Source organism: Paenibacillus sp. LRG-1 (assembly GCF_057220305.1).
In genome coordinates, this window is the sequence record NZ_CM170126.1 from 3206241 (window position 1) to 3226510 (window position 20270).

Genomic DNA, 20270 nt, shown 5'->3' on the forward strand with positions numbered 1-20270 from the left:
TGTGAACTTCTAATATATGTACTTATATCCATATGATTTCAATCCATTTTATTGAAGGAGTGAGCACTCTATGTCCAAAATCATTTCAGCGAGTGAAGCAGCAGCACTTATCCCGGATGGAGTCACCATTGCCGCAAGCGGATTTGGGCTCTCCTGTTGGGCCGAGGAGATGGGTATCGCCATCGAAGAACGATTCTTGGAATCTGGTCATCCTCGCAACCTAACAGTTGTTCATGCCAGTGCGGTTGGCGACCGCCGGACCAAGGGAATGAGCCATCTAGGCCATGAAGGTCTGATCAAACGCTGGATCGGCGGGATCGCCCTTGCTTCGCCTGCTATGGCTAAATTAATTGAAGACAATAAATGTGAAGCCTACAATTTGCCGCAAGGCGTAATCACACAGCTGTTCCGTGAAATTGCTGCCAAGCGCCCAGGTGTCATTACCAAGATAGGCATGGAGACCTTCGTCGACCCTCGTGTGGAAGGCGGCAAAATGTCAGCCTGCACAACGGAGGAGATCGTCAAGCTGATTGAACTGGAAGGCGAAGAATGGCTGTTCTATAAGAGCTTCCCGATTCAGGTCGCATTGATCCGCGGTACCATAGCTGACGAGAACGGGAATTTGACGCTGGAAAAGGAAGGCCTGCATATGGAGGTTCTACAGATTGCTCAGGCAGTGCGCAATTCTGGCGGTATCGTAATTGCTCAGGTAGAGACTGTGGCCAAGAACGGGACCCTGCATCCGAAGGATGTTAGAGTGCCAGGCATTCTGATCGATCATCTAATTATCTCCGAACCGAAAAATCATTTCCAGACTGAAAACACACAATACAGCCCTGCCTTCGCAGGACATGTGAAGGTACCGATGGACGCCATGGAAGTGATTCCGCTCGACGAGCGTAAAATTATCTCCCGTCGTTCCGCAGCTGAGCTAGTACCAAATACCGTTCTGAATCTTGGCGTGGGTATTCCGGTATGTGTGGCTACGGTTGCGGCAGAGGAAGGCGTCAGCGACCAATTGATTTTGACAACCGAAGCAGGCTCAGTCGGCGGCGTACCAGCAGGCATCAAGGATTTTGGGCATGCGTACAACTCTGAGGCCATCGTAGATCATGTGTCCCAGTTCGACTTTTACGACGGTGGTGGTATTGATCTATCCGTGCTAGGGCTGGCTCAGACCGACGAATCCGGGAATGTGAATGTCAGCAAGTTCGGTACCCGTGTTACTGGCTGTGGCGGCTTTATCAACATTTCCCAATCAGCCAAAAAGCTCGTCTTTGCCGGAACTTTCACAGCAGGAGGCCTGCAAATTGCTGTTGAGGACGGCAAGCTACGGATTGTACAGGAGGGTAAAACTAAGAAATTCCTGAAGGAGGTCCAGCAAATTACCTTCAGTGGCTCTTATGCGACCAAGGTCAAGCAGCGGGTCGTCTATGTGACGGAACGTGCGGTATTCCAGCTGCAAGATGGAAAAATGACACTGACAGAGATCGCGCCTGGCATTGATTTGCAGACCCAGATTCTCGATCAGATGGACTTCATGCCTGTCATCTCACCAGAACTGAAGGAAATGGACGCCGGCATGTTCTGTGAACATTGGGGTAAGCTGCATGACGTGATTACGATCAAGGGTAGCGAGCAAGCGAAGCATGAGGATGTCGCTTTGACTACTGTATAGTACAGCTCAGGAGATACCGGTAGCTGTCAAACGGACTACCAGACACGAATTATGGAATTGCGGAGTAATGCTTCATCCCACGCGCACTGATCCTGCATCAGAAAGGACCAACACGAAATGGAAAATGTACAACTGAATCGCTGGCGCATTCTAATCGCCGCGACCCTGATCAATATTTGCGTCGGCTCTATTTACGCCTTCAGCATTTTTGCACTGCCACTGAGTAAAATGCTTGCAGTGAGCATGCCTGAAATTATGATGGCCTTTACGATTAACGGCGCAATTGCACCGATTCCGGCGATTCTTGGCGGAAAGCTCGTAGACCGGGGAGGTGCCAGAATTGCCATCTTCATTGGCGGTACCATGTTTGGACTTGGCTTCATCTTGACTGGCCTTGCGACTGCACCTTGGATGCTATATCTGACGTATGGCATCATTTCTGGTCTTGGACAAGGTGTCGTCTATGCGGCAACAATCGGTAACACCATCAAGTTCTTCCCAGACAAACGCGGACTCGCGGCTGGAATCGTGACTGCAGGTTATGGCGGTGGAACAGTAATCATTGCCCCACTTGCAAACGCGATGATTACCCACTCAGGAGTTCAGACCACTATGATGATCCTTGGCACCTCCTTTCTGATCGTCATTTTGGCAGGTGGGCTATTTACTCAAGCTTGTCCGGCAGGATATATCCCTGCTGGTTGGACACCACCGCAGACGTCAGGTTTACGTCCGGTTGCCGTGAACTTGAACTGGCGGCAGATGATCAAGCAACCCCTGTTCTACGTCATTGCTTGCCTGTTCCTGATCGGCGCTTTATCTGGCATGATGGTTACATCCAATGCTTCCGTCATTGGCCAGACGATGTTCGGTCTATCGGCCAGTATAGCAGCCTTGTTCGTGAGTCTTTATTCGCTTAGCAACTGTCTGGGACGCATTTTCTGGGGAGCCATATCAGACAAGATTGGCCATCTGCGTTGTCTGATGATGATCTATCTGGTCATTGCCACCATGATGCTGACACTTGCATTATCCGGCTCCATAGTTGGATTTGCTATTGCCATTATTGGCATCGGCCTGTGCTTTGGTGGTACGATGGGCGTCTTCCCTTCAATCGTCGGACAGAAATTTGGCATGAAATACTATGGTGTCAACTACGGAATAACCTTTATCGGCTATTCCGGTGCCGCATTCTTTGGACCGCGAATTGCGAACTCGGTAGCTGCCGCCAATAACGGCATATTCACCAACGCCTTTTACATTGCGCTCGTTATTGCCTTGGTCGGGTTCGCGCTGACATTCCTGTATAAGGCCTTGGAAAATGGTAAGAACCCTGCACCAGCTGCTGTTGAAACCGTTTGATCAATCCGTTGCTATATTAGCAAATCACTATTTTTAGTATTAAGTATAGTACAACCTATAAATTTATATTGGAGGAATTAACCATGAATATTACAGAACTGCTCGGTATCCAGTACCCTATTTTCCAAGGTGCTATGGCCCAAATTGCCCGTGAACCACTCGTAAGTGCTGTATCCAATGCTGGCGGGCTGGGCATTATTGGCTCTGGCGGCATGTCGGCTGAGGTACTTCGTGAAGAAATTCGCAAGGTTCGCGCAGCCACCAACAAGCCGTTTGCCGTAAATCTGATGCTGATGATGCATAATATTCCCGAATTGATCGAGGTTATCGTCGAGGAAAAAGTCAACATTGTTACGACGGGCGCGGGCACACCAGCTCCGTATATGCCAATCTTCAAGGAGCATGGCATTAAGGTGATCGCCGTCATCCCTTCCGTCAAGATTGCCAAAAAAATGGAGGCTATCGGCGTACATGCCCTCGTGGCCGAAGGTACAGAAGCTGGCGGCCATGTCGGTGAAACAACCACCATGGCACTCGTTCCACAGGTTGTTAGCAACGTATCCATCCCTGTCGTTGCCGCAGGCGGCATTGCCGATGGACGCGGAATTGCAGCAGCCTTTGCACTCGGCGCACAGGGAGTTCAGGTCGGAACGCGCTTCCTCACCACCGTCGAATGCCCGACGCATGACAATTTCAAGCAAGCCGTCATTGACGCCGACGATACCAGCACTACGGTTACTGGACGCAGCATCGGTGGACCCGTCCGCAGCATCAAGAACAGCATGATCGCCGAATACCTCAAGCTGGAGCAAGAGCATGCCTCCCGTGACGAATTGGAGAAGATCAGCCTTGGCTCCCTGCGCAAAGCCGTCTTCGAAGGTGATACAGATCGCGGTTCGGTCATGGCAGGACAAATATGCGGCCTGTGCGACGAGATTACGACAGTTGAGCAGATGATTACGACAATGTTCAGCGAAGCGCAGGCACTGCTAAATCGTCTTGGACAGACACAGATTACCGGTGAGCAGATAGCATCAGTATAATATAACTTGTAAACAAAGAAAAAAACGGACCATATCCATATTTAATAGGAAACGGTCCGTTTTTTGATTAGATTTGCGTGCTAATTTTTATCTGGGTAACCTCTGTTGTTCGTAGCGTAAAGCAGATATAATAAAAATGAAACAATCACTTCAGCATAGCCTCGATAATCCAAAAGTGAGTTGATCGATCATGACCCGACGTATAGATAAACGTTCCACCGATGAGAGCGATCAGTCCCCTGCCCCTCTGTTTGTCACGGATTCCAAAGGTAATATTTTAATCTCCAATGAATTCACTGCCTTGACTATCGGCATTCCGTTGGAGGAGCTGTTGCGCTACAATGTACAGGACCTGGTGAAAGCCGGCTACTACAAGGAATCAATAACAATGAAAGCAATACAGTCCAAACAAAAGGTAACTCAGTATATCAACACTGTACGTGGCTTTAAGCTCAAGTCCACTGCTCTTCCAATACTTGATAGTACAGATGAGGTGCAGCTCGTTGTTACCAGTACTAACAACTATAAAGGTGGATTATCCATCATAGCTGCCCCTACGCTGCCACATGCGTATGAGAACAGCAAACGTTCAGTCACTTCAGCCTCTGTACTTAAGAATAACGGGATCATTGCTGAGAGCCTGGCGATGAAGCAAATTATTCAGGTGTGTGACCAGATTGCTTCTTACGATAGCAAAGTACTGATTTTGGGCGAATCAGGGACAGGCAAATCAGTAATTGCCAAATACATTCACCGCCAGAGCGCGAAGTGGAACGGACCTTTCATTCCGATTAATAGTGCCGCTATTCCAGCCGCATTATTCGAATATGAGCTGTTCGGATATGTTCAGGGGGCTATGCCCGGCTTAATGGACGAGAAGCAAGGCTTGTTTGAGGTGGCCAGAGGAGGCGTTTTGTTCTTTGATGAGGTCGCCGAGCTTCCACTGGAAATACAGGCCAAACTGCTTGATGTGCTTGAGCGTGGTGAATTCCGGCGTGTGGGGAGCACCGAAGCCATTCTCATTCAATGCCGGATGATATTTGCTACCAATCGTGATCTATGGAGTATGGTGAAAAAAGGATTGTTTCGCGAGGACTTGTACTATCGAATCAATGTCATTCCGATCCATATCCCGCCGCTACGTAGTCGCAGACTGGATCTCGTCGGACTGATTTCCAGCTTTATTGCTCATTTCAATAAGGTATATGATAAAAAGTATGTATTGCCAGCGGACGAATTTCAAAGAATGCTAGCCGAGCCATGGCATGGGAATGCGCGTGAGCTTCGTAATTACATCGAACGATTGATCGTAACTGATCAGACCGTGCTGCGCCAGCAGCAGCCGGTCGAACAAGTTACAGACTGGTTCACATTGGACCATTTCATTCAGGCCAATCGCAGTCAACTGAGCGGGCTGAAGGAATATACGGCGTTAACCGAGGGACGATACATTCAGCAGATGCTGCAGGTCTGTGGTGGCAATAGTGCCGAAGCAGCCAGACAGCTAGGAATTGATCGCTCCGCTGTTTATCGTAAGCTGAAGAAGATGGAGGACATTCTTGCAAAGCTGAAGGTTTAACTACGAAGTACAGAGCACACAGGGCCTAACCTTCCCATTTTCATAGAAGTCACCTATACTAGTGGCTTTCATACAAAAAAGCGTGTCTCAGGTTAAAGGCACTCTTTTTTGTAACGGTTTATTTTTCTCAATTATGCACCCGTCAAAATAAAATGAATGTCATACTTCAAGATCATGTGTTTGCTTGTAGTTATATATAGCGCCTAGCAGATTGGCTTCATTGCCTAATTTACTTTGCTCAATATCTGCACGCACAAAATTTAAGATCGAATCTAGATATAGCTTCTCTAGCTCTTCTTTAATGGTAACAACGAGTAAAGGATTCGCAGATATACCTCCCCCAATTACAAACTTTTCAGGGTCAAGAATTGTTTGTAAATTAATAATCTGAGTTGCAATGTTTCTACAGTATTCTTGAAAAATCGTTGCTGCTCCCTCTGTAATTCTAAGCAAAAAACACCTGCTCTTCGGCAGATGTTCCTCGCCTTTCGTATTTCTTGAGACTATCCGATCCATTTGTCCGTTCTAATCGTTCAACCCTTTGCCCTCCAGAACGGGCTGTGTGTATTTTTCAACCCTTGAAACGCGCGTTTTGAACTGCTTCGGTTCTGAAAAATACAGCAGATACGCTCTCTGGCGTCCGAGCGTCAACGCTTCAAACGCCGTTTTTAGGTCCGGTCGCTCCTCGAATTTAAGCCGCAGTTCTTCGGGAACCGTATACTCGGCATGTTTTTCAGTTCCACTGCAAGACCGGCTTCCTCCATCCAAACAGCGCCTCCTCCTAAACACTGTTGGACAAATAGCCGCGCTCAGGGTCAAAGATCATCTTTTGAACGGGTTCTATCCGCTCGTCTATAATTTCTATACGGTGATCTTCCATATTCAATTTGACAATACCGGGATAATTTAATGTAATGAAATAATGCGAGCCGTTGCATTCAATAATTTTCGAAAACTTGCTCTGATCGTTATATTTATGCCCTTTGTCACTGGCAGTTTTATAAAGTTTACGGCCGCTTTGATAGATATGGTGGTACACTCTCCAATCCAGCGCTTAGTTTATCGTCAAGCATGAACGTGCGAGCAGCGGAGAGATTGTTGTTCCTTTTCATAATTGATATATCTACAACTCAGTGCATGTAGCGCGTTTATTGCTGCTCGGCAAATCTCCACCAGGCAAATGTTCCGACTATTCCGGCTATTCCCGTAGACGCAAGAATGATTATACTACTCAACTTTAAAAACCCGGTGCTTTGAAATACCGACGGGATGGTCCACGGAAAATAGGGGGCGAATCCAAAAGAGGCCAAAACATTTGAGAGAATGACGATTATCAGGATGAGTCCTAATGGTGCCAAGTATCCCTTGCTCACATTGGCCAGAAGAGTGCCTGGTGTGGTAACAATAATAAACAATAGCGATGTTATAATGAATTTAAAGAAGATATTCCAAATAAAAGAAGCTGACCCGCCCGCAACTCCTAGAATACCCCCCACGGCAAAACCTATGGCAAACATATACATGGAAAGTAATAGGCTCCATGCTAAAATTACAATAAATTTGGAAAGTACAATTTTCGATCTGGAAACGGGCTTTGCAAGCAAATCTTTAATTGTTTTATCCGAAAACTCTCGTCCAAATACCCATGCCGCGATAAAGGTGTACCCGATAAGTCCCAGCGGGGCAAGACTATCAAGCAATTCGGTTAAATACATTTTCCAATTGATGCCGCCGGCGTCACTGGATAAAATAATTCCGACACCCATCATGATTGGCCCAAATGCAAAAATAAGAAATACCAACCAAAACACATTGGCGCGGATAATCTTGCGAATCTCACAATGTAAGACAGAAAAAATATTCATTATATATTCCCCCTTATATATTCCCCCTTGTCATACCAATTGTGCGGAGAAAATATCCTTCCAAATCCTCCGTAATCACTCGAAGCAATGTTGGCGGTTGATTGGATTTAACCAGCAGTTCGGCCAGTCGTTCAGGACTATCCGCTGCGTGGTCATCGGTTAGTTTAATATAGCCGTCTATTGTCTCCTCAAATTCATATCCATGCTCTTCAAGCACCTCCTTTAAGGCATGTTTGTCGCGGCCATTCACCACTAAGTTTTTCTGTAACGATTGCTCCAGCTTATCCATTGCGACTTCTTTAACAAGATGGCCATTGTGAATAATCCCAATGCGTGTGGAAACTTTCGAGAGCTCCTCTAACAGATGGCTGGATATAAAAACAGTTACGCCGAAATTTTTCGCTAGGCCATATAACATATTCCGTATCTCCGCCACGCCTGCGGGATCGAGGCCATTTATCGGCTCATCCAATATTAGAATTTCCGGATTGTGAATCATTGCTTTCGCAAGTCCCAGGCGCTGTTTGTTTCCTAAAGAAAGATTCTTTGCCTTTTTCTGTTTGTGCGGCTCAAGCCCCAACTTATAGATAACCCGATTTACGGAATCTTTGTCAGGCACCCCTTGCATGCGTCGTGCTATGTCAAGATTTTCAACTACAGTTAAATCGGGATAAAAAGTAGCCTCCTCCAAATATCCAACCTTGTCCCATAATTTATAGTTTCCGGCATCGACCTTTTCACCTAACATATAGAGCTTGCCGGAGGTTGGCTTGAGCATCGCCAAGAGCATCTTTATGGTCGTTGTCTTTCCAGCGCCATTCAGTCCCAAAAATCCAAATATCTCTCCTCGGCTCACCTCCAGCGAAAGATTGTTCAATGCGATATAGTCGTCAAATTTTTTGTGCACTCCCTCAATTTGTATGGCGGGCGTTCCTCCATTTTTTTCCTTTGATAAAATACTCATAGCCTTCAACTCCTCCATAAAGAGAGAGCTTATTCAGGATTCTAAGTACGACACTCCTGAACAAGCTCAATCAGAAATTTTTCAATAAATCTACTTTATGATGTCCTGGCAATCGCTTAAGCGAGGCGAGGCTGGCCCAAGCCCAATTGAGCAGAGCCAATTCAGCACTACCTCATGCAGCACGTTGATGTTGTCTACCTGACAGTGTTCTAATCCGCCAAGTCGTCTATCCTCTATCGGGTAGAACGTCTTGTTTTTCGAACCCGCTTGCTCGTAATTCTTCAAGGCTTGTGTCAGCGGATTTGGCTGAACCAATATCTCTTCCGCTCCGTGCATTACAAGAAGCGGACATTCTATCTGGTGGAGCACGCCCTCAAGATCATAGGCAAAACGCGGATTCCCCGCAAAATCCTCCAAGCTTTTTGCCCCCAGAATTCTCATGCCGTGTGCGGCCAGACTCGGCGGCATCCATTTAAGCATGGCATCCCAGTCGAAGGCGTGCGTACCGCCGTCGGAGATGACGGCAGCAATCCTGTGATCGAACGAAGCGAATCGCAGCGAGTCGTAAGCCGCAAAACTCTCCCCGTGCACGATAATCTTATCGGGATCGACTTCCGGCCGCGTTAGAAGAAAGTCGATTGCTCGGGAATGGAAAGCCTCACTGTCCGCTCGTCTTCCTTTTCCCTTTTCGTACAGCGAGAGGCCGGTGCCAGGCTGGTCATAGACCAGAAAGTTATATCCACACGAAATAAAAGCGGGACCTAGCCAGAAATAGTTTTCAATTGACCACTCGTCGCCACCGTTGAGAGCAAAAAGGGTCGGCTTCGGACCTTTTTTCCAGGAAGGGGAGAAGAAGTAACCATCCAACTTGACATCTTCGTAATCGACTTGGATCTTCTCCGGTTGGACATCGAAGTACTTTCCGGCAGCTTCGAAGAGTTCATTTACTTTCTTAAATATACGGATTTTCTCGGTGTCATCATCCATCACCACATATTCCGCAATTCTGTAGTAATTGCAGGCACGAATGTAGCAGTTTCGTGCTGTATACCAGTTTCCAGCCGTTTCGGCCTCCTTGCCGTGTCTTTCCAATGCCTGAGCCGTTATGAGCCATTCCCTGTGCCACGTGTCCTTGTCATCGGGGTCGATTTTTTTGCAGGCCTCGTAGATCTCGGTGACGTCCGTAGCACCGAGGCTTGCCATACCTAAAGCTTTGGTGACTTGGTATGACATCATGTAGTTATTGGGCCAACGGCTGAACTCAATTGACATTGCAACATCCTCCTTTTCCAGTTCTAGTGATTGTAGTTTTTTTACTACAAGTAATTTTTACAACACAAAGATAAAGCTTCTTTAAAAGAAAAATAAATGTTTATAAAGAGAATATAAAAAACTATAAACCGCTGAAAAAACAAAAAAGGCTGCTGCCTGGGTGTTCACACCTGGCAGCAGCCTTTAACTCCTGTAGTAAAAGAAAATGTGCAAAAATAAAATCAGTGTTGTGCGGCCAAGGGAAGGCTGAATCTTATCCCCAAACCGCCATATTCGGAAGGGTAGGCGCAAATTTCGCCCCTATGATGTTCAATAATGGATTTACAGCTTGCAAGACCCAGACCCAGCCCGCCCTTTTGGATTTGCCGCGATTTATCCACAGTGAAAAATTTGAGGAACAGAGAAGATATATCCTTATCCGGCACTCCAATTCCATTATCTTCGATTTGAAAAAAGGCATACTGTCCTAGCGGGTATCCGGTCATATACACTTTCAGTTTATTTTTCCCTCCATATCTTACAGCATTGCTAAAGAGGTTGCCGAAAACCCGACGTATCATCGGTTCATTGACCATCAGCAATATATTTTCCGTGAATGAATGGCGGCAAGTAAGCTCGTTGTCAAGTCCCGCCAACTCATACTCATATTCAAGGGCAATGTTTTCAAATAATTTTGATGCTTTTACAGGTTTAGCTACCATAGATTCCAACTCCAGTTTTTCTTTGGTGAAACTGGAGAAATCATTGATGAGTTCGACCATATATCCTGACTTCCTTTGAATCAAATCATAATATTCCTGCTTTTCAGTTTCTGGTAAATCCTTGTGTGTAGCCAGCAGTTCAGTAAAACCATTAATAGATGTCAAGGGTGTTTTCAAGTCGTGGGCAATTGCCGCGATCATATCGATCTGCTCTTTGTGCGCGAGTTGAAGCCGATGCTCCATCTTATTGAAGTGCTTATAAAGTTCTCCGATCTCATCATTACTTCTCAGAGCTAGCGGAGGCAGTGGATGTACAATATTTACTTCTTCAAGCCTGGTATTCAGAAGCTGAATGGGTTTCTCTATGCAAAAATGAATATAGATAATCAGAATAATAAATATGAAACAGGCAATTGCAAATATGGGCAGAAGCAATGCTATATATCGCGAGTCCAGCAATGAACTGCGTATAGGGGAATATACTGCAAAGACAAGCTTCAGATACATTCCAATCGAAAACATGAATATTATAAACATCAGCAGGAACAAAAGAGGAAGCTTTATTTTCAGTTTCATACTATTGCTCTCTTTCCGTGTATTTATATCCTATGCCCCATATTGTTTTAATAAAGTCATATTCAGAACCAAGTTTCTTACGGATATTTTTTATATGAACCGTTACGGTATTTATTTCTCCGTATTCGTCTCCCCAGACGTTTTCATATATCTGCTCACGAGTCAATACATGATTGGGGTGGCGCATGAGGATAGACAGAATCTGAAATTCCTTCGTTGATAAGTCGAGCTTCCTGCTATTCAGAAATGCTTCAAACGTCTTATCGTTCAAAATGAGCGGAGCATCCGCCTTTTCGTTACTGGGACTAAGTTCATCCCACTCTTTAAAAAGCCTGTCCACTTTTCTGAAGTGAGCCTTTATCCTGGAGACAAGCTCCTGAATACTGAAAGGTTTGGTCATGTAATCGTCTGCTCCTATTTCGAGCCCGACGATTTTATCAATGTCCTTATCACGCGCACTTAAAAACAGAATTGGGACATTATAAGAATTTCGGATACTTCTGCAGACATCAAGTCCATCCATATCAGGCATCACTATATCAAGAACGATGAAATCAATGTGATTTTCTTCCAATGCAGATAAGGCTTCTTTCCCGGAACATGCCGAAATTATTGCAAATTGCTCGTACCTTAAACTCTTTGTGATGAGTTTTACGATTTCTTCATCGTCGTCTACAACTAATATCGTTTTTGCCATCTTTATACCTCCCAACCTCTTTAAATGGACTGCATTTATATAACACAAGAACCGCATGGACTCGAATTGACAAAAAAAGTCGCGCTCAAAGCGCCTCTCCAGTTCCGGATACGCTGGAATAAGAGCTTGAGCAACGCCTTGGGGAATTCTGGATTTAACAAGCTGGTATGCCCTTCAATAGCGGTCGAGTTATGGGCGTCAGTGTCAATTTAGAACAGATAAATATACGAACATTTATTCCTTTCGGATAAATAATATCAACAACCAGCGCAAAATCTTTCTTCTTATGCGGTGTTCATGAATTTCATGATTCAGGATTCTTTGGTACCGGCTATTGTAGGCTATTTTTAAACAATTGATGATCAGAATTACGCAAATGGATCTGATATAAATAATAATTCCTTAATCTTGTTGATGCAATTCTCCACTTCGTAAATAGAATCAAGGTATAAATATTGAATTGCATAGTCCGTAGAAGTACGTGCACCACCATGAACACAAAGCTTGATATTAACCTCTTCCAGCATTTTATTTACGAAGATTTTATTTCTCCTTGTTAATCTATCCAGAGTGTCTCTGTGCTCTGTATACACATACTCCACTAACGAGATCTCATTTTTGTGTTTACTTGTTACATACTCTCGTAGAGTCATGTCCCCCTGTCTCTTTAAAGCACCAATCAGCACAAAATCACTAGGGGAAATAAGCTTTGTTAATGCTCTTAATGAAATATCTTCGCTATCTTTAAATTTATTGAAGTTCTCTCTTTATCATAAGATCCGTCATCAAATGAACCTACTGAAGTTTGATAATAAGAAAATTCCCTATCACTATCCCCAATAATTACCTTTAAGCGATTCATAAACTTTTCTCCATAGATAGCGCTAGCAAAGCTAACCATTTCTTGCAGTTTTTTTAGAAAAAGTTCTTCCCGCTCTTGTAAACTTTTTTGTAAAAGAAGATTCAGGATATATCTCAATCGATCTTCCATGAATGGTTCTAAACTATCCGAAACCAAAACACAGTAATCGTATGTTTTGCATTTTCTTACTCTCACATTAGATATTGGAACCGAAATATCTTCAGGATTATGATAAGTAAAATATTGTTTTCTATCGTGGCCGTTTACATTGGTCGTTCTTGATGTTAAAGAGTAATTGAACTCAATGGTTAAGGTTGGCTTCTTCGACATCGAGAAAGTATACCAAACCTGTTTTTTTATAAATGTATTCATCGAAATCCACTCTTTTTCTAGCATCTGTATAGTCTCTAGCCGAAGAAAATTTCATGAATTTGGACTTATCAAAGATCCAGAAATCTTGAATACTAACGGACTCAAATAAATTATGACGTTCTTCCCATTGGGCAATGGTAAGAGGGGCTATGCTGAAATTCAAAAGCCCATTTCATTCCCTCATACTCCCCATCTTGATGCTCAACATAAATATCTGCTATTTGCCTTGTAGTGGGGATATACACTTCAAATTCCACAAATGCATTAGGAAATTTACCTTTTAACCAATTGTACATTATCCTGAAAGTAACCTTCTATAAAAAATAAAAAAAGGGCTCAAATCTTTGGTAGAATGGTGTTTGTCGAGAACAAAATCACCCAAAGAGAGGAGCACCTTTTAGGTGAAGTCTACCACACCCATCCATAAAATCAAGACCTAATTTTCCCTAAACCAGTCCACAAACATCGGAGGAAGCAAGATCTTCCTCGATTATCTCGAAAAAATTAAACTGAGCCTTGTGCTCCAAACCTTAACCGGAGGCAAAGCTCACAATGCGCTGTTCCCAGTGCACCGCATTCTGCTATACCTCATCGTCGGCTGGATACTGGGCTGTGAGTGTCTGTTTCACTTTCGCCGATGGCAAAAGGACTCCCTCCTTCAGCGGTTTCTCGGTGGACGCTGTCCACACCACTCGCTTCTGTACAAGGAACTGGATCGGCTGGGAAAAACGAATCCTAATGTACGAATGGAACTCCGGCAAGTGAACCTCGAAGTGATCCGGCCTTGTCTGCCCTCCAAGCTCATTCTCGATTTGGATTCGACCGTGGAGACGGTCTACGGCAATCAGGCCCAAGCGGCGAAAGGCGTGAATGCCCATAAGCCGGGGCGCAAAAGCTATCATCCCTTGCTCGCTTTTGAAGGACAGTCCCGCCTTTGCCTGAATGCCGTGCTACGGGCAGGAAACGTTCACTCGTCCACCGAGGCCGCCCCTTTTCTGAAAGAGACCTTTGACCTCTTAGGTCAGCACCCGGTCCAATACGCCCGGTTTGACAAGGGCTTTTGCGGCGAAGACTTCTATTCGCTCTGGAAAGGACGGCAGATCGGCTATGTGGGCAAAATGAAATGGACCAAACGTTTGGCGGCTGAAGTGGCCGCTTGTCGGTATTGGAAACATTACGTGGACGAAGACTGGATCATTGAAGGCATCGCCCTTTGGTACCAAGCCACGTCTTGGAAGAAACCGCGGCGGGTCGCCGTCATCCGCAAGGCGAAAGTCGTTCAGGACGACCAAGCTTGTCTCCTGCTGGATACCGATTGGGAGTATGAAGCGATCGTCACGAGCCTGGAGTGGGAATCCATCGATTTGTGGCGCTTTTACAACCAGCGGTGTTGTATGGAAAACTACATCCAGGAAGCCAAGTGCGGATTTGCCATCGATAAAATCGCCACGGGCTCTTTTGAAGCCAATGAAATTGACCTGCTCGTCAAATTACTGGCCTATAACCTGTACGAGCGATTCAAACAAGATTGCTGCGAACCGGTTCATAGGGGCTACACGTTTGCAAGGTTTCGTCTGGAATTCTTCCGGAATCTACGTGCTGGTAAGCCGTTTTGGAATATTCCCCCTGTTAATACACCCTGATTCTTACAGGTTTTTTGAGCGGTGAGTCTCTGGCTTCTTTGATCTTACGGGCTTTCGAAATTCAGGATAATATATATTATGTTATTTTTATGATCACCATTGTATCGAATTAAAGAAGTCGACCTTGACTTCAACGCCTGTCCAATCGTATAGTATGGTTATATCTTCAATTAAGGGAGAGATTTTGATGTCGGTGAACGTTCTTAACTAAGCAATTGCATATTCAGGGAGTATCATCAGGCGCTTGTACCCTTCGGGGACAGGTTTGTTTGTTGCTTTGTTGTTACCCTGATATTAGTTAAGAACATGCGGATATCATAAATCGCCTTCGGGATTATCTTCATCCAGGCCCTATTCCGTGCTGTGTTCAGCGCGGTTTTTTTGTTTTCAGATTTTGTAACTTCCCTTTAAACGTCTTCCATTCGATCCAAATAGCTTAGAAAAGAGCTGTTGCGTGAATAAATTGGAAACACGGAACTCGGAACTACAAAAGCTGCATAACAGGCTTATTTGATGATAAATTCCCTCTTTCCTTAAGGGCGGAGAATGAACGTTTTGTTCATTCTCCGCCCTTTTTTATTTTAACAGCAAGGTTTCCAAAATCCTGACACTACACAACTAAAGGAGCGATTTATTCATGAACGAAACTACAATGCTGCGTTTGGAATATGATCAAATTAAAATAAGAGTTTCCGAATGTGCTTTTTCTTACCTGGGTAAGCGTCACGCTGCTTCTATGCGCCCAATTACTGATATCCGTACAATTAAGATTCGTCTTGACGAAACGAACGAAGCCTTACAGATCATTCGCCATGGAGCAAGCGTCCCTGTCCCTTCGTTGGAAGGAATGGAGCACATTCTTCATCTGCTCGGGACCGGGTATATGTTCAGCGAGCGCGATTTTTCTCATATGGCCCAATTCATTAGAAGCTGCATTCAACTAATAAAATATATGCATTCCAAGGCGGACGCTGCTCCAACCGTCAGCGCTTATGCATCTTCCATGTATAGCATGGAGCCACTTCTATCCGAAATCGAAAGATGTATTCATTCGGGACGTGTGACGGATATCGCCAGTAAAGAACTAGCTAAAATTCGCAAAAAAATTGCGGTTACTGAAGAACGTATCAAGAGAAAACTTGACTCTCTCACCAGCCGTCACCGATCCATTATGCAGGAAAATATGATTAGTCAGCGCAATGGCCGTTACGTGCTTCCAATCAAAAAAGAATTCCGTAAACAAGTGAAAGGCAATGTACTGGATGAATCGGGAAGTGGTCAAACGGTTTACGTTGAACCTGCCGAGATCACGAATCTGCAATTCGATCAGAGCGCGAACATGGCAGAAGAATCAAAAGAAGAAATGAAAGTACTGGGAGACCTAACGGCAATGGCTGAGTTATACAATCGGGAACTAAGCATCAATACAGAGACGGTAGGTGTACTGGATTTTTTATTGGCAAAAGCCAAATACGCCATGACTCTGGATGCTGTCCCTGTCGAACTTAACCTTGACGGGATTATAGACATCCGAGGTGCACGTCACCCGTTGATGTCCAATACCATGGTGCCGCTTGATTTCTCAATTGGTGAAGGATATTCCTCACTCATCATCACCGGACCGAACACAGGCGGAAAAACGATGGCCCTCAAAAGCGTCGGTCTATTAACATTAATGGTGCAATCTGGGCTACTGGTACCTGTTTTGCATGGCAGCCGAATGGCTGTATTCGAGGAAATTGTGGTTGACATCGGGGATGGACAAAGCATTGAACATGCTTTGAGCACCTTTTCTGCACACATCCGCAACATGATTAGCATTTTAGAAACGACGGGCAACTCTACTCTGATCCTGATTGACGAGATGGCATCTGGTACCGATCCGGGAGAAGGGGTAGGCCTCTCTATCGCGTTGCTAGAAGAATTCCACCGTCGCCGGGCGACAGTAGTGGCTACAACCCACTTTAGCGAAATCAAGCATTTTGCTGAAAACACACCGGGATTTCAGAATGCTCGTATGGAGTTTGATACCGAAACGCTGCAACCATTGTACCGACTTCGCATTGGAGAGGCCGGAGAAAGCTATGCATATGCGATTGCCTTGAAGCTGGGCATGTGGACACGTATTATCGAGCGTTCTGAGGCCATTTCTGCAGGCAGAGTGTCTCGGAAAACACAGGAATCGTTTGTTATTCCCCCTTCTGTAGATGATGAAAAGTCTGATGATGCAAATAAGCCTCTCCCTAAAAAAGCAGCTTTAGACGGTACAGTCACAAAACGGGGGAAACAAGAAATTCCTCTCAAAACCAAGCCATTTGCCCTTGGTGATAGTGTTTATGTAGGCTACCTGGATCGAACTGGAATTGTATACAAAACCGAGGATGAACGGGGGAATGTCGGGATTTTAATCCAAGGACAGAAGCTAACCATAAACAAAAAGAGGCTCGCCCTTCACATCGCTGCTACTGAATTGTATCCTGACGACTATGATCTGGATATTGTTTTAGAAACCAAGGAAAACCGCAAAAAACGAAAACTGCTGGGACGCAAGCATGTCGAAGGAGTGATGATTGAATCTCCCCCGGAAAATGAAATATAGACGCATGCGTATATTCTCAATATAAAAAATAAGTTATTTTTATATTGTCAGTGAAACTTGAATCTGCAAGCGGACACTTGATAAGAGTGATCCACTTGCAGATTTTACCACACAAAAAAAACATAATATATATTATGTAAACTTAATGATTCCTTACTAGAGAGGGACAAGATAAATCAGACATCCAAAGTTCATGTAAAACTCGGCTTCTAACCTTCAATCCAGCTTCATTATATAAAGCTCCTATATCAAACGTCTGTAATGCAAAAAAAGCGTGTCCAAAGTTAAGGCACGCTCTTTTATTGTTATTTTATTTGTTTGTAATACTCAATCCCGCGCTCATCGAAATATAACTTTTGTTATCATTCAAGATGATAGGATTGTTTGTAGTTATATATAGCACCTTGCAAATTCGCTTCATTGCCTAATCTACTTTGTTCAATATCTGCACGCACAAAATTATAGAAAGAATCCTTATAAAGCTTTTCTATCTCTTCCCTAATGGTAATAACCAGTAATGGATTTTCAGATATGCCTCCCCCAATTACAAACTTTTCAGGATCAAGTATGGATTGCAAATTAATGATTTGTGTTGCGATGTTCCTACAGTATTCTCGAAAAATCGTTTGGACCGTGCCATCACCTTCTTCAATGAACTTGAATATCTTTTCACCTGTCATAGAATCTGCAGGAAGGTCTTTGGCTTTCGCAACGGTTTTAGTTAAAACAAAACTACTCCCTTGCATACCAAGCAAGTAATCATCATTGTCTGCATTTTCGTTGTTCGTTCTAATGAAGGAGAACTCCCCAGCTGATAAATGATGGCCCTTCAACAATTTCCCTTGAGAGATGATTCCACCGCCCATCCCTGTTCCAACGACCAGAACGACACCATCGGTAATCCCTTGTAATGAACCACGCCATGCTTCTCCAAGAGCAGCACACTTTCCATCATTTTCAATCGCTACAGGCTTGTGAAACGCTTTCTTAAAAACGTCAAGCATATTTATATCATTTATATATCTTAATGAACCGCCATGCACCATGTGACCGCTTTCAGAATTCACAATACCTGGCATACTGACGGCTATACCTTCACATTCATCCATAAACTGATTATGAATTTGCTTCAAAGCTACAAGCAGATTCTCAAGTGAGTCCAATGGAGTTTTAACTTTCCCCTTGCACATAAATTCACCTTGAAAATACAAACTAAATTTAATAAAAGAGCCACCAATATCAAAAACCAGTATTTTATTTTTCATGCTACGTATAGTCCTTTCATGAGGCAATTTGGGGTCTTCTCTCCATAACGATAATTAATATTATTGTTTTTGTAAATCCATCATTTTTTTTATCGTTAATAAGACACCGTTTTCTTCGTTGGATTTAGTGATAAAACTGGCAGCATTTTTAGTATTCTCACATGCGTTTTTCATAGCAAAACTATATTTTGCTATACTCATAAGTTCCACATCATTTTCACCATCTCCAAAAGACAGGGTCTCATCCTCAGTAACCCCCAATATCTCTTGGAGTTTTCTTACCGTCTCCCCTTTATGGGTATGAAGTGCTGTAATATCCAGCCAATTTGCTTCAGAATCAACAATATAAATTTGATCCATTAGAGTCTTTTCAACATGTTTTCTTAATAAGGAACTTTTTCCAGATGGATCATATACAGTTATTTTAAGAAAGCTACTGTTGATTTGATCAAATGAATCAATCTTAATCACTTCTTTGTACGAGCCTTTCACAATTTTATAGTATTCGTCTTGAATATAAGAATGAACAAATGCTGCTTCCGTTGTACATGCTATGATAATGAAGTCATTGGAAAAACTTTCGATATCTCTTATCGCTTGTAATGCTAAATTGCGTTCAATCGTAAACTCTTTGACGACGACTCCATCCTTTTTAATCCGCGTAGCACTGTCCCCTAAGATCCAGATCCCTTTTCCGTGCTCGCCAAATAATTCTTCTACTCTTTCACACTGCTTGCCTGTACAGGCTACAAAGGAAATATTACTTTCTTGCATTTCTCCATACACCTGATTAAATAAATCGACATCGAAAGTGCCACTATTATTCAGAAAAGTACCATCCAGATCACTTACTACCAGTTTAAACATATATAAATCCTCCCTTAATATATAAAGATCTTTATTAGCCAAGTTTAATTTACGGCTTTTCATTTTCTTTCCATGGATCAACATCAAAATCTCTATTAAAATCTTCAAACATTCATTTAATAGGTGCATTACATACCCTGTACACTTATTAAACCATTTAATTAAACATATTAATAAAGCGAGTAAAAAAAGCCTCTTTATTAAGTGTACATACAAAGTTATTCAAAAAAATCATCGATGGAGCGGTAAGGTTTTACTTCCTTAGGCTGCCCGGATAATGCTAAGCACCAAAAAGTACCACCCCATATAACTGAGCAAAGTAAAATCAGTGAGATCATAGAGTGCCCTCGCTTTCTCTTTTAGGTTACACGTTTACTTTAGCTGATGAAACGCGTTTCAGGTCAAGCGATAATTTATAGAAAAGCACATTTTTGTCATGGATGTTTATGATTTAAGATATAATCTTGGATTAACCGTTCAAAGTTCTCTTTTTCAATGTACGATTCACTTGTTCTGAACTGAACAGCATAAAAAGGAAGCAACAAAATGAGTCCTCCTGTAATTGCAGTAAGTTGGCCAGCCAGAATTAACATACGATTATTTATTTTTAAAGTTACGAACCCCGTAATAAGCCTGCCTATCGTAATTCCACCGTAGTATAAGGATATCCAGCCAGCTGCAGTTTCGGCTGTAATGTTTCTGGCCCCTACCAAATAGCTGGCTCCCCATAAGCCCACCATGGCTTCCACACCACAATAAAACAAAAAAGCAATAAGCGTGTTCTTAACTCCTTTCATTCGAATTAGCTTTTGTTTGGGGATGTTCTTAACTTGTACAGTATTGTGATCTCTCTGTGAGTAGTCTGATTGGATTTCGGTTATGGGATTTTGTATCGCGGCAACACGTTGCCATTATTTCTCTCCCT

15 protein-coding genes and 3 pseudogenes are annotated in these 20270 nt (G+C 43.6%); 6 read left to right on the forward strand and 12 right to left on the reverse strand.

The window, feature by feature from the left end; genetic code table 11:
- Positions 1 to 70 precede the first annotated feature (70 nt).
- The 4 genes from ACUUJN_RS13975 (at position 71) to ACUUJN_RS13990 (ending at position 5662) form a co-directional block, all read left to right on the forward strand.
- The gene (locus ACUUJN_RS13975) at positions 71 to 1678 is read left to right on the forward strand and encodes an acyl CoA:acetate/3-ketoacid CoA transferase (RefSeq protein ID WP_023988899.1); all 1608 of its coding nucleotides are present in this window, start codon (positions 71 to 73) and stop codon (positions 1676 to 1678) included.
- 117 nt (positions 1679 to 1795) lie between these two features.
- Positions 1796 to 3040 carry an L-lactate MFS transporter gene (locus ACUUJN_RS13980; protein WP_023988900.1) on the forward strand — a complete coding sequence of 415 codons (1245 nt, stop codon included), beginning with the start codon at positions 1796 to 1798 and terminating at the stop codon, positions 3038 to 3040.
- 83 nt (positions 3041 to 3123) lie between these two features.
- A complete protein-coding gene (locus ACUUJN_RS13985; protein WP_023988901.1) occupies positions 3124 to 4083 on the forward strand; it encodes a DUF561 domain-containing protein in 960 nt (319 codons plus the stop codon).
- Positions 4084 to 4273: 190 nt separating this feature from the next.
- Complete coding sequence (locus ACUUJN_RS13990) at positions 4274 to 5662, forward strand: sigma-54 interaction domain-containing protein (RefSeq protein ID WP_028541659.1); 1389 nt, start codon at positions 4274 to 4276, stop codon at positions 5660 to 5662.
- Between the two features lie 159 nt (positions 5663 to 5821).
- Here the strand turns inward: ACUUJN_RS13990 and ACUUJN_RS13995 are convergent, their stop codons facing one another.
- From ACUUJN_RS13995 to ACUUJN_RS14035, 9 genes and pseudogenes are all read right to left on the reverse strand, one after another.
- Positions 5822 to 6115 carry an ROK family protein gene (locus tag ACUUJN_RS13995; RefSeq protein WP_023988903.1) on the reverse strand — a complete coding sequence of 98 codons (294 nt, stop codon included), beginning with the start codon at positions 6113 to 6115 and terminating at the stop codon, positions 5822 to 5824.
- Between the two features lie 72 nt (positions 6116 to 6187).
- Positions 6188 to 6435, reverse strand: a pseudogene (locus tag ACUUJN_RS14000) (YdeI/OmpD-associated family protein); the annotation flags it as partial.
- A gap of 375 nt (positions 6436 to 6810) precedes the next feature.
- On the reverse strand, positions 6811 to 7527 hold the full coding sequence (locus tag ACUUJN_RS14005; protein ID WP_023988904.1) for an ABC transporter permease: 717 nt from the start codon (positions 7525 to 7527) through the stop codon (positions 6811 to 6813).
- Positions 7528 to 7540: 13 nt separating this feature from the next.
- Positions 7541 to 8491, reverse strand: a complete 951-nt coding sequence (locus ACUUJN_RS14010) for an ABC transporter ATP-binding protein (RefSeq protein WP_028541663.1) — start codon at positions 8489 to 8491, stop codon at positions 7541 to 7543.
- Between the two features lie 90 nt (positions 8492 to 8581).
- Positions 8582 to 9763, reverse strand: a complete 1182-nt coding sequence (locus tag ACUUJN_RS14015; protein WP_068942559.1) for an alpha/beta hydrolase family protein — start codon at positions 9761 to 9763, stop codon at positions 8582 to 8584.
- Positions 9764 to 9984: 221 nt separating this feature from the next.
- Positions 9985 to 11040, reverse strand: coding sequence for a HAMP domain-containing sensor histidine kinase (locus ACUUJN_RS14020; RefSeq protein WP_028541664.1), 1056 nt, complete (start codon positions 11038 to 11040; stop codon positions 9985 to 9987).
- Position 11041: 1 nt separating this feature from the next.
- A complete protein-coding gene (locus ACUUJN_RS14025; RefSeq protein ID WP_484668604.1) occupies positions 11042 to 11737 on the reverse strand; it encodes a response regulator transcription factor in 696 nt (231 codons plus the stop codon).
- A gap of 721 nt (positions 11738 to 12458) precedes the next feature.
- Positions 12459 to 12995, reverse strand: coding sequence for a hypothetical protein (locus ACUUJN_RS14030; RefSeq protein ID WP_053325564.1), 537 nt, complete (start codon positions 12993 to 12995; stop codon positions 12459 to 12461).
- Positions 12996 to 13081: 86 nt separating this feature from the next.
- A complete protein-coding gene (locus tag ACUUJN_RS14035) occupies positions 13082 to 13267 on the reverse strand; it encodes a competence protein CoiA family protein (RefSeq protein ID WP_028541667.1) in 186 nt (61 codons plus the stop codon).
- Positions 13268 to 13372: 105 nt separating this feature from the next.
- Between ACUUJN_RS14035 and ACUUJN_RS14040 the strand changes: the two are divergent.
- Positions 13373 to 14557 (forward strand): annotated as a pseudogene (locus tag ACUUJN_RS14040) (IS1380 family transposase); the annotation flags it as partial.
- A gap of 694 nt (positions 14558 to 15251) precedes the next feature.
- Entirely contained in the window at positions 15252 to 17213 is a 1962-nt protein-coding gene (locus ACUUJN_RS14045; RefSeq protein ID WP_484668605.1) for an endonuclease MutS2, read from the forward strand.
- A 362-nt stretch (positions 17214 to 17575) separates the two neighbouring features.
- Here the strand turns inward: ACUUJN_RS14045 and ACUUJN_RS14050 are convergent, their stop codons facing one another.
- The 3 genes and pseudogenes from ACUUJN_RS14050 to ACUUJN_RS14060 form a co-directional block, all read right to left on the reverse strand.
- Positions 17576 to 18478, reverse strand: coding sequence for an ROK family protein (locus ACUUJN_RS14050; protein ID WP_484668606.1), 903 nt, complete (start codon positions 18476 to 18478; stop codon positions 17576 to 17578).
- Positions 18479 to 18538: 60 nt separating this feature from the next.
- The gene (locus ACUUJN_RS14055; RefSeq protein ID WP_264453710.1) at positions 18539 to 19345 is read right to left on the reverse strand and encodes an HAD family hydrolase; all 807 of its coding nucleotides are present in this window, start codon (positions 19343 to 19345) and stop codon (positions 18539 to 18541) included.
- A gap of 533 nt (positions 19346 to 19878) precedes the next feature.
- Positions 19879 to 20256: pseudogene (locus ACUUJN_RS14060) on the reverse strand (MFS transporter); the annotation flags it as partial.
- Between the last annotated feature and the right edge of the window lie 14 nt (positions 20257 to 20270).

Coding starts and splice junctions, on each gene's coding strand:
- ACUUJN_RS13975 (WP_023988899.1), top strand. CDS start 71: ATGTCCAAAATCATTTCAGCGAGTGAAGCAGCAGCACTTATCCCGGAT.
- ACUUJN_RS13980 (WP_023988900.1), top strand. CDS start 1,796: ATGGAAAATGTACAACTGAATCGCTGGCGCATTCTAATCGCCGCGACC.
- ACUUJN_RS13985 (WP_023988901.1), top strand. CDS start 3,124: ATGAATATTACAGAACTGCTCGGTATCCAGTACCCTATTTTCCAAGGT.
- ACUUJN_RS13990 (WP_028541659.1), top strand. CDS start 4,274: ATGACCCGACGTATAGATAAACGTTCCACCGATGAGAGCGATCAGTCC.
- ACUUJN_RS14005 (WP_023988904.1), bottom strand. CDS start 7,527: ATGAATATTTTTTCTGTCTTACATTGTGAGATTCGCAAGATTATCCGC.
- ACUUJN_RS14010 (WP_028541663.1), bottom strand. CDS start 8,491: ATGAGTATTTTATCAAAGGAAAAAAATGGAGGAACGCCCGCCATACAA.
- ACUUJN_RS14015 (WP_068942559.1), bottom strand. CDS start 9,763: ATGTCAATTGAGTTCAGCCGTTGGCCCAATAACTACATGATGTCATAC.
- ACUUJN_RS14020 (WP_028541664.1), bottom strand. CDS start 11,040: ATGAAACTGAAAATAAAGCTTCCTCTTTTGTTCCTGCTGATGTTTATA.
- ACUUJN_RS14025 (WP_484668604.1), bottom strand. CDS start 11,737: ATGGCAAAAACGATATTAGTTGTAGACGACGATGAAGAAATCGTAAAA.
- ACUUJN_RS14030 (WP_053325564.1), bottom strand. CDS start 12,995: ATGCTAGAAAAAGAGTGGATTTCGATGAATACATTTATAAAAAAACAG.
- ACUUJN_RS14035 (WP_028541667.1), bottom strand. CDS start 13,267: ATGTACAATTGGTTAAAAGGTAAATTTCCTAATGCATTTGTGGAATTT.
- ACUUJN_RS14045 (WP_484668605.1), top strand. CDS start 15,252: ATGAACGAAACTACAATGCTGCGTTTGGAATATGATCAAATTAAAATA.
- ACUUJN_RS14050 (WP_484668606.1), bottom strand. CDS start 18,478: ATGAAAAATAAAATACTGGTTTTTGATATTGGTGGCTCTTTTATTAAA.
- ACUUJN_RS14055 (WP_264453710.1), bottom strand. CDS start 19,345: ATGTTTAAACTGGTAGTAAGTGATCTGGATGGTACTTTTCTGAATAAT.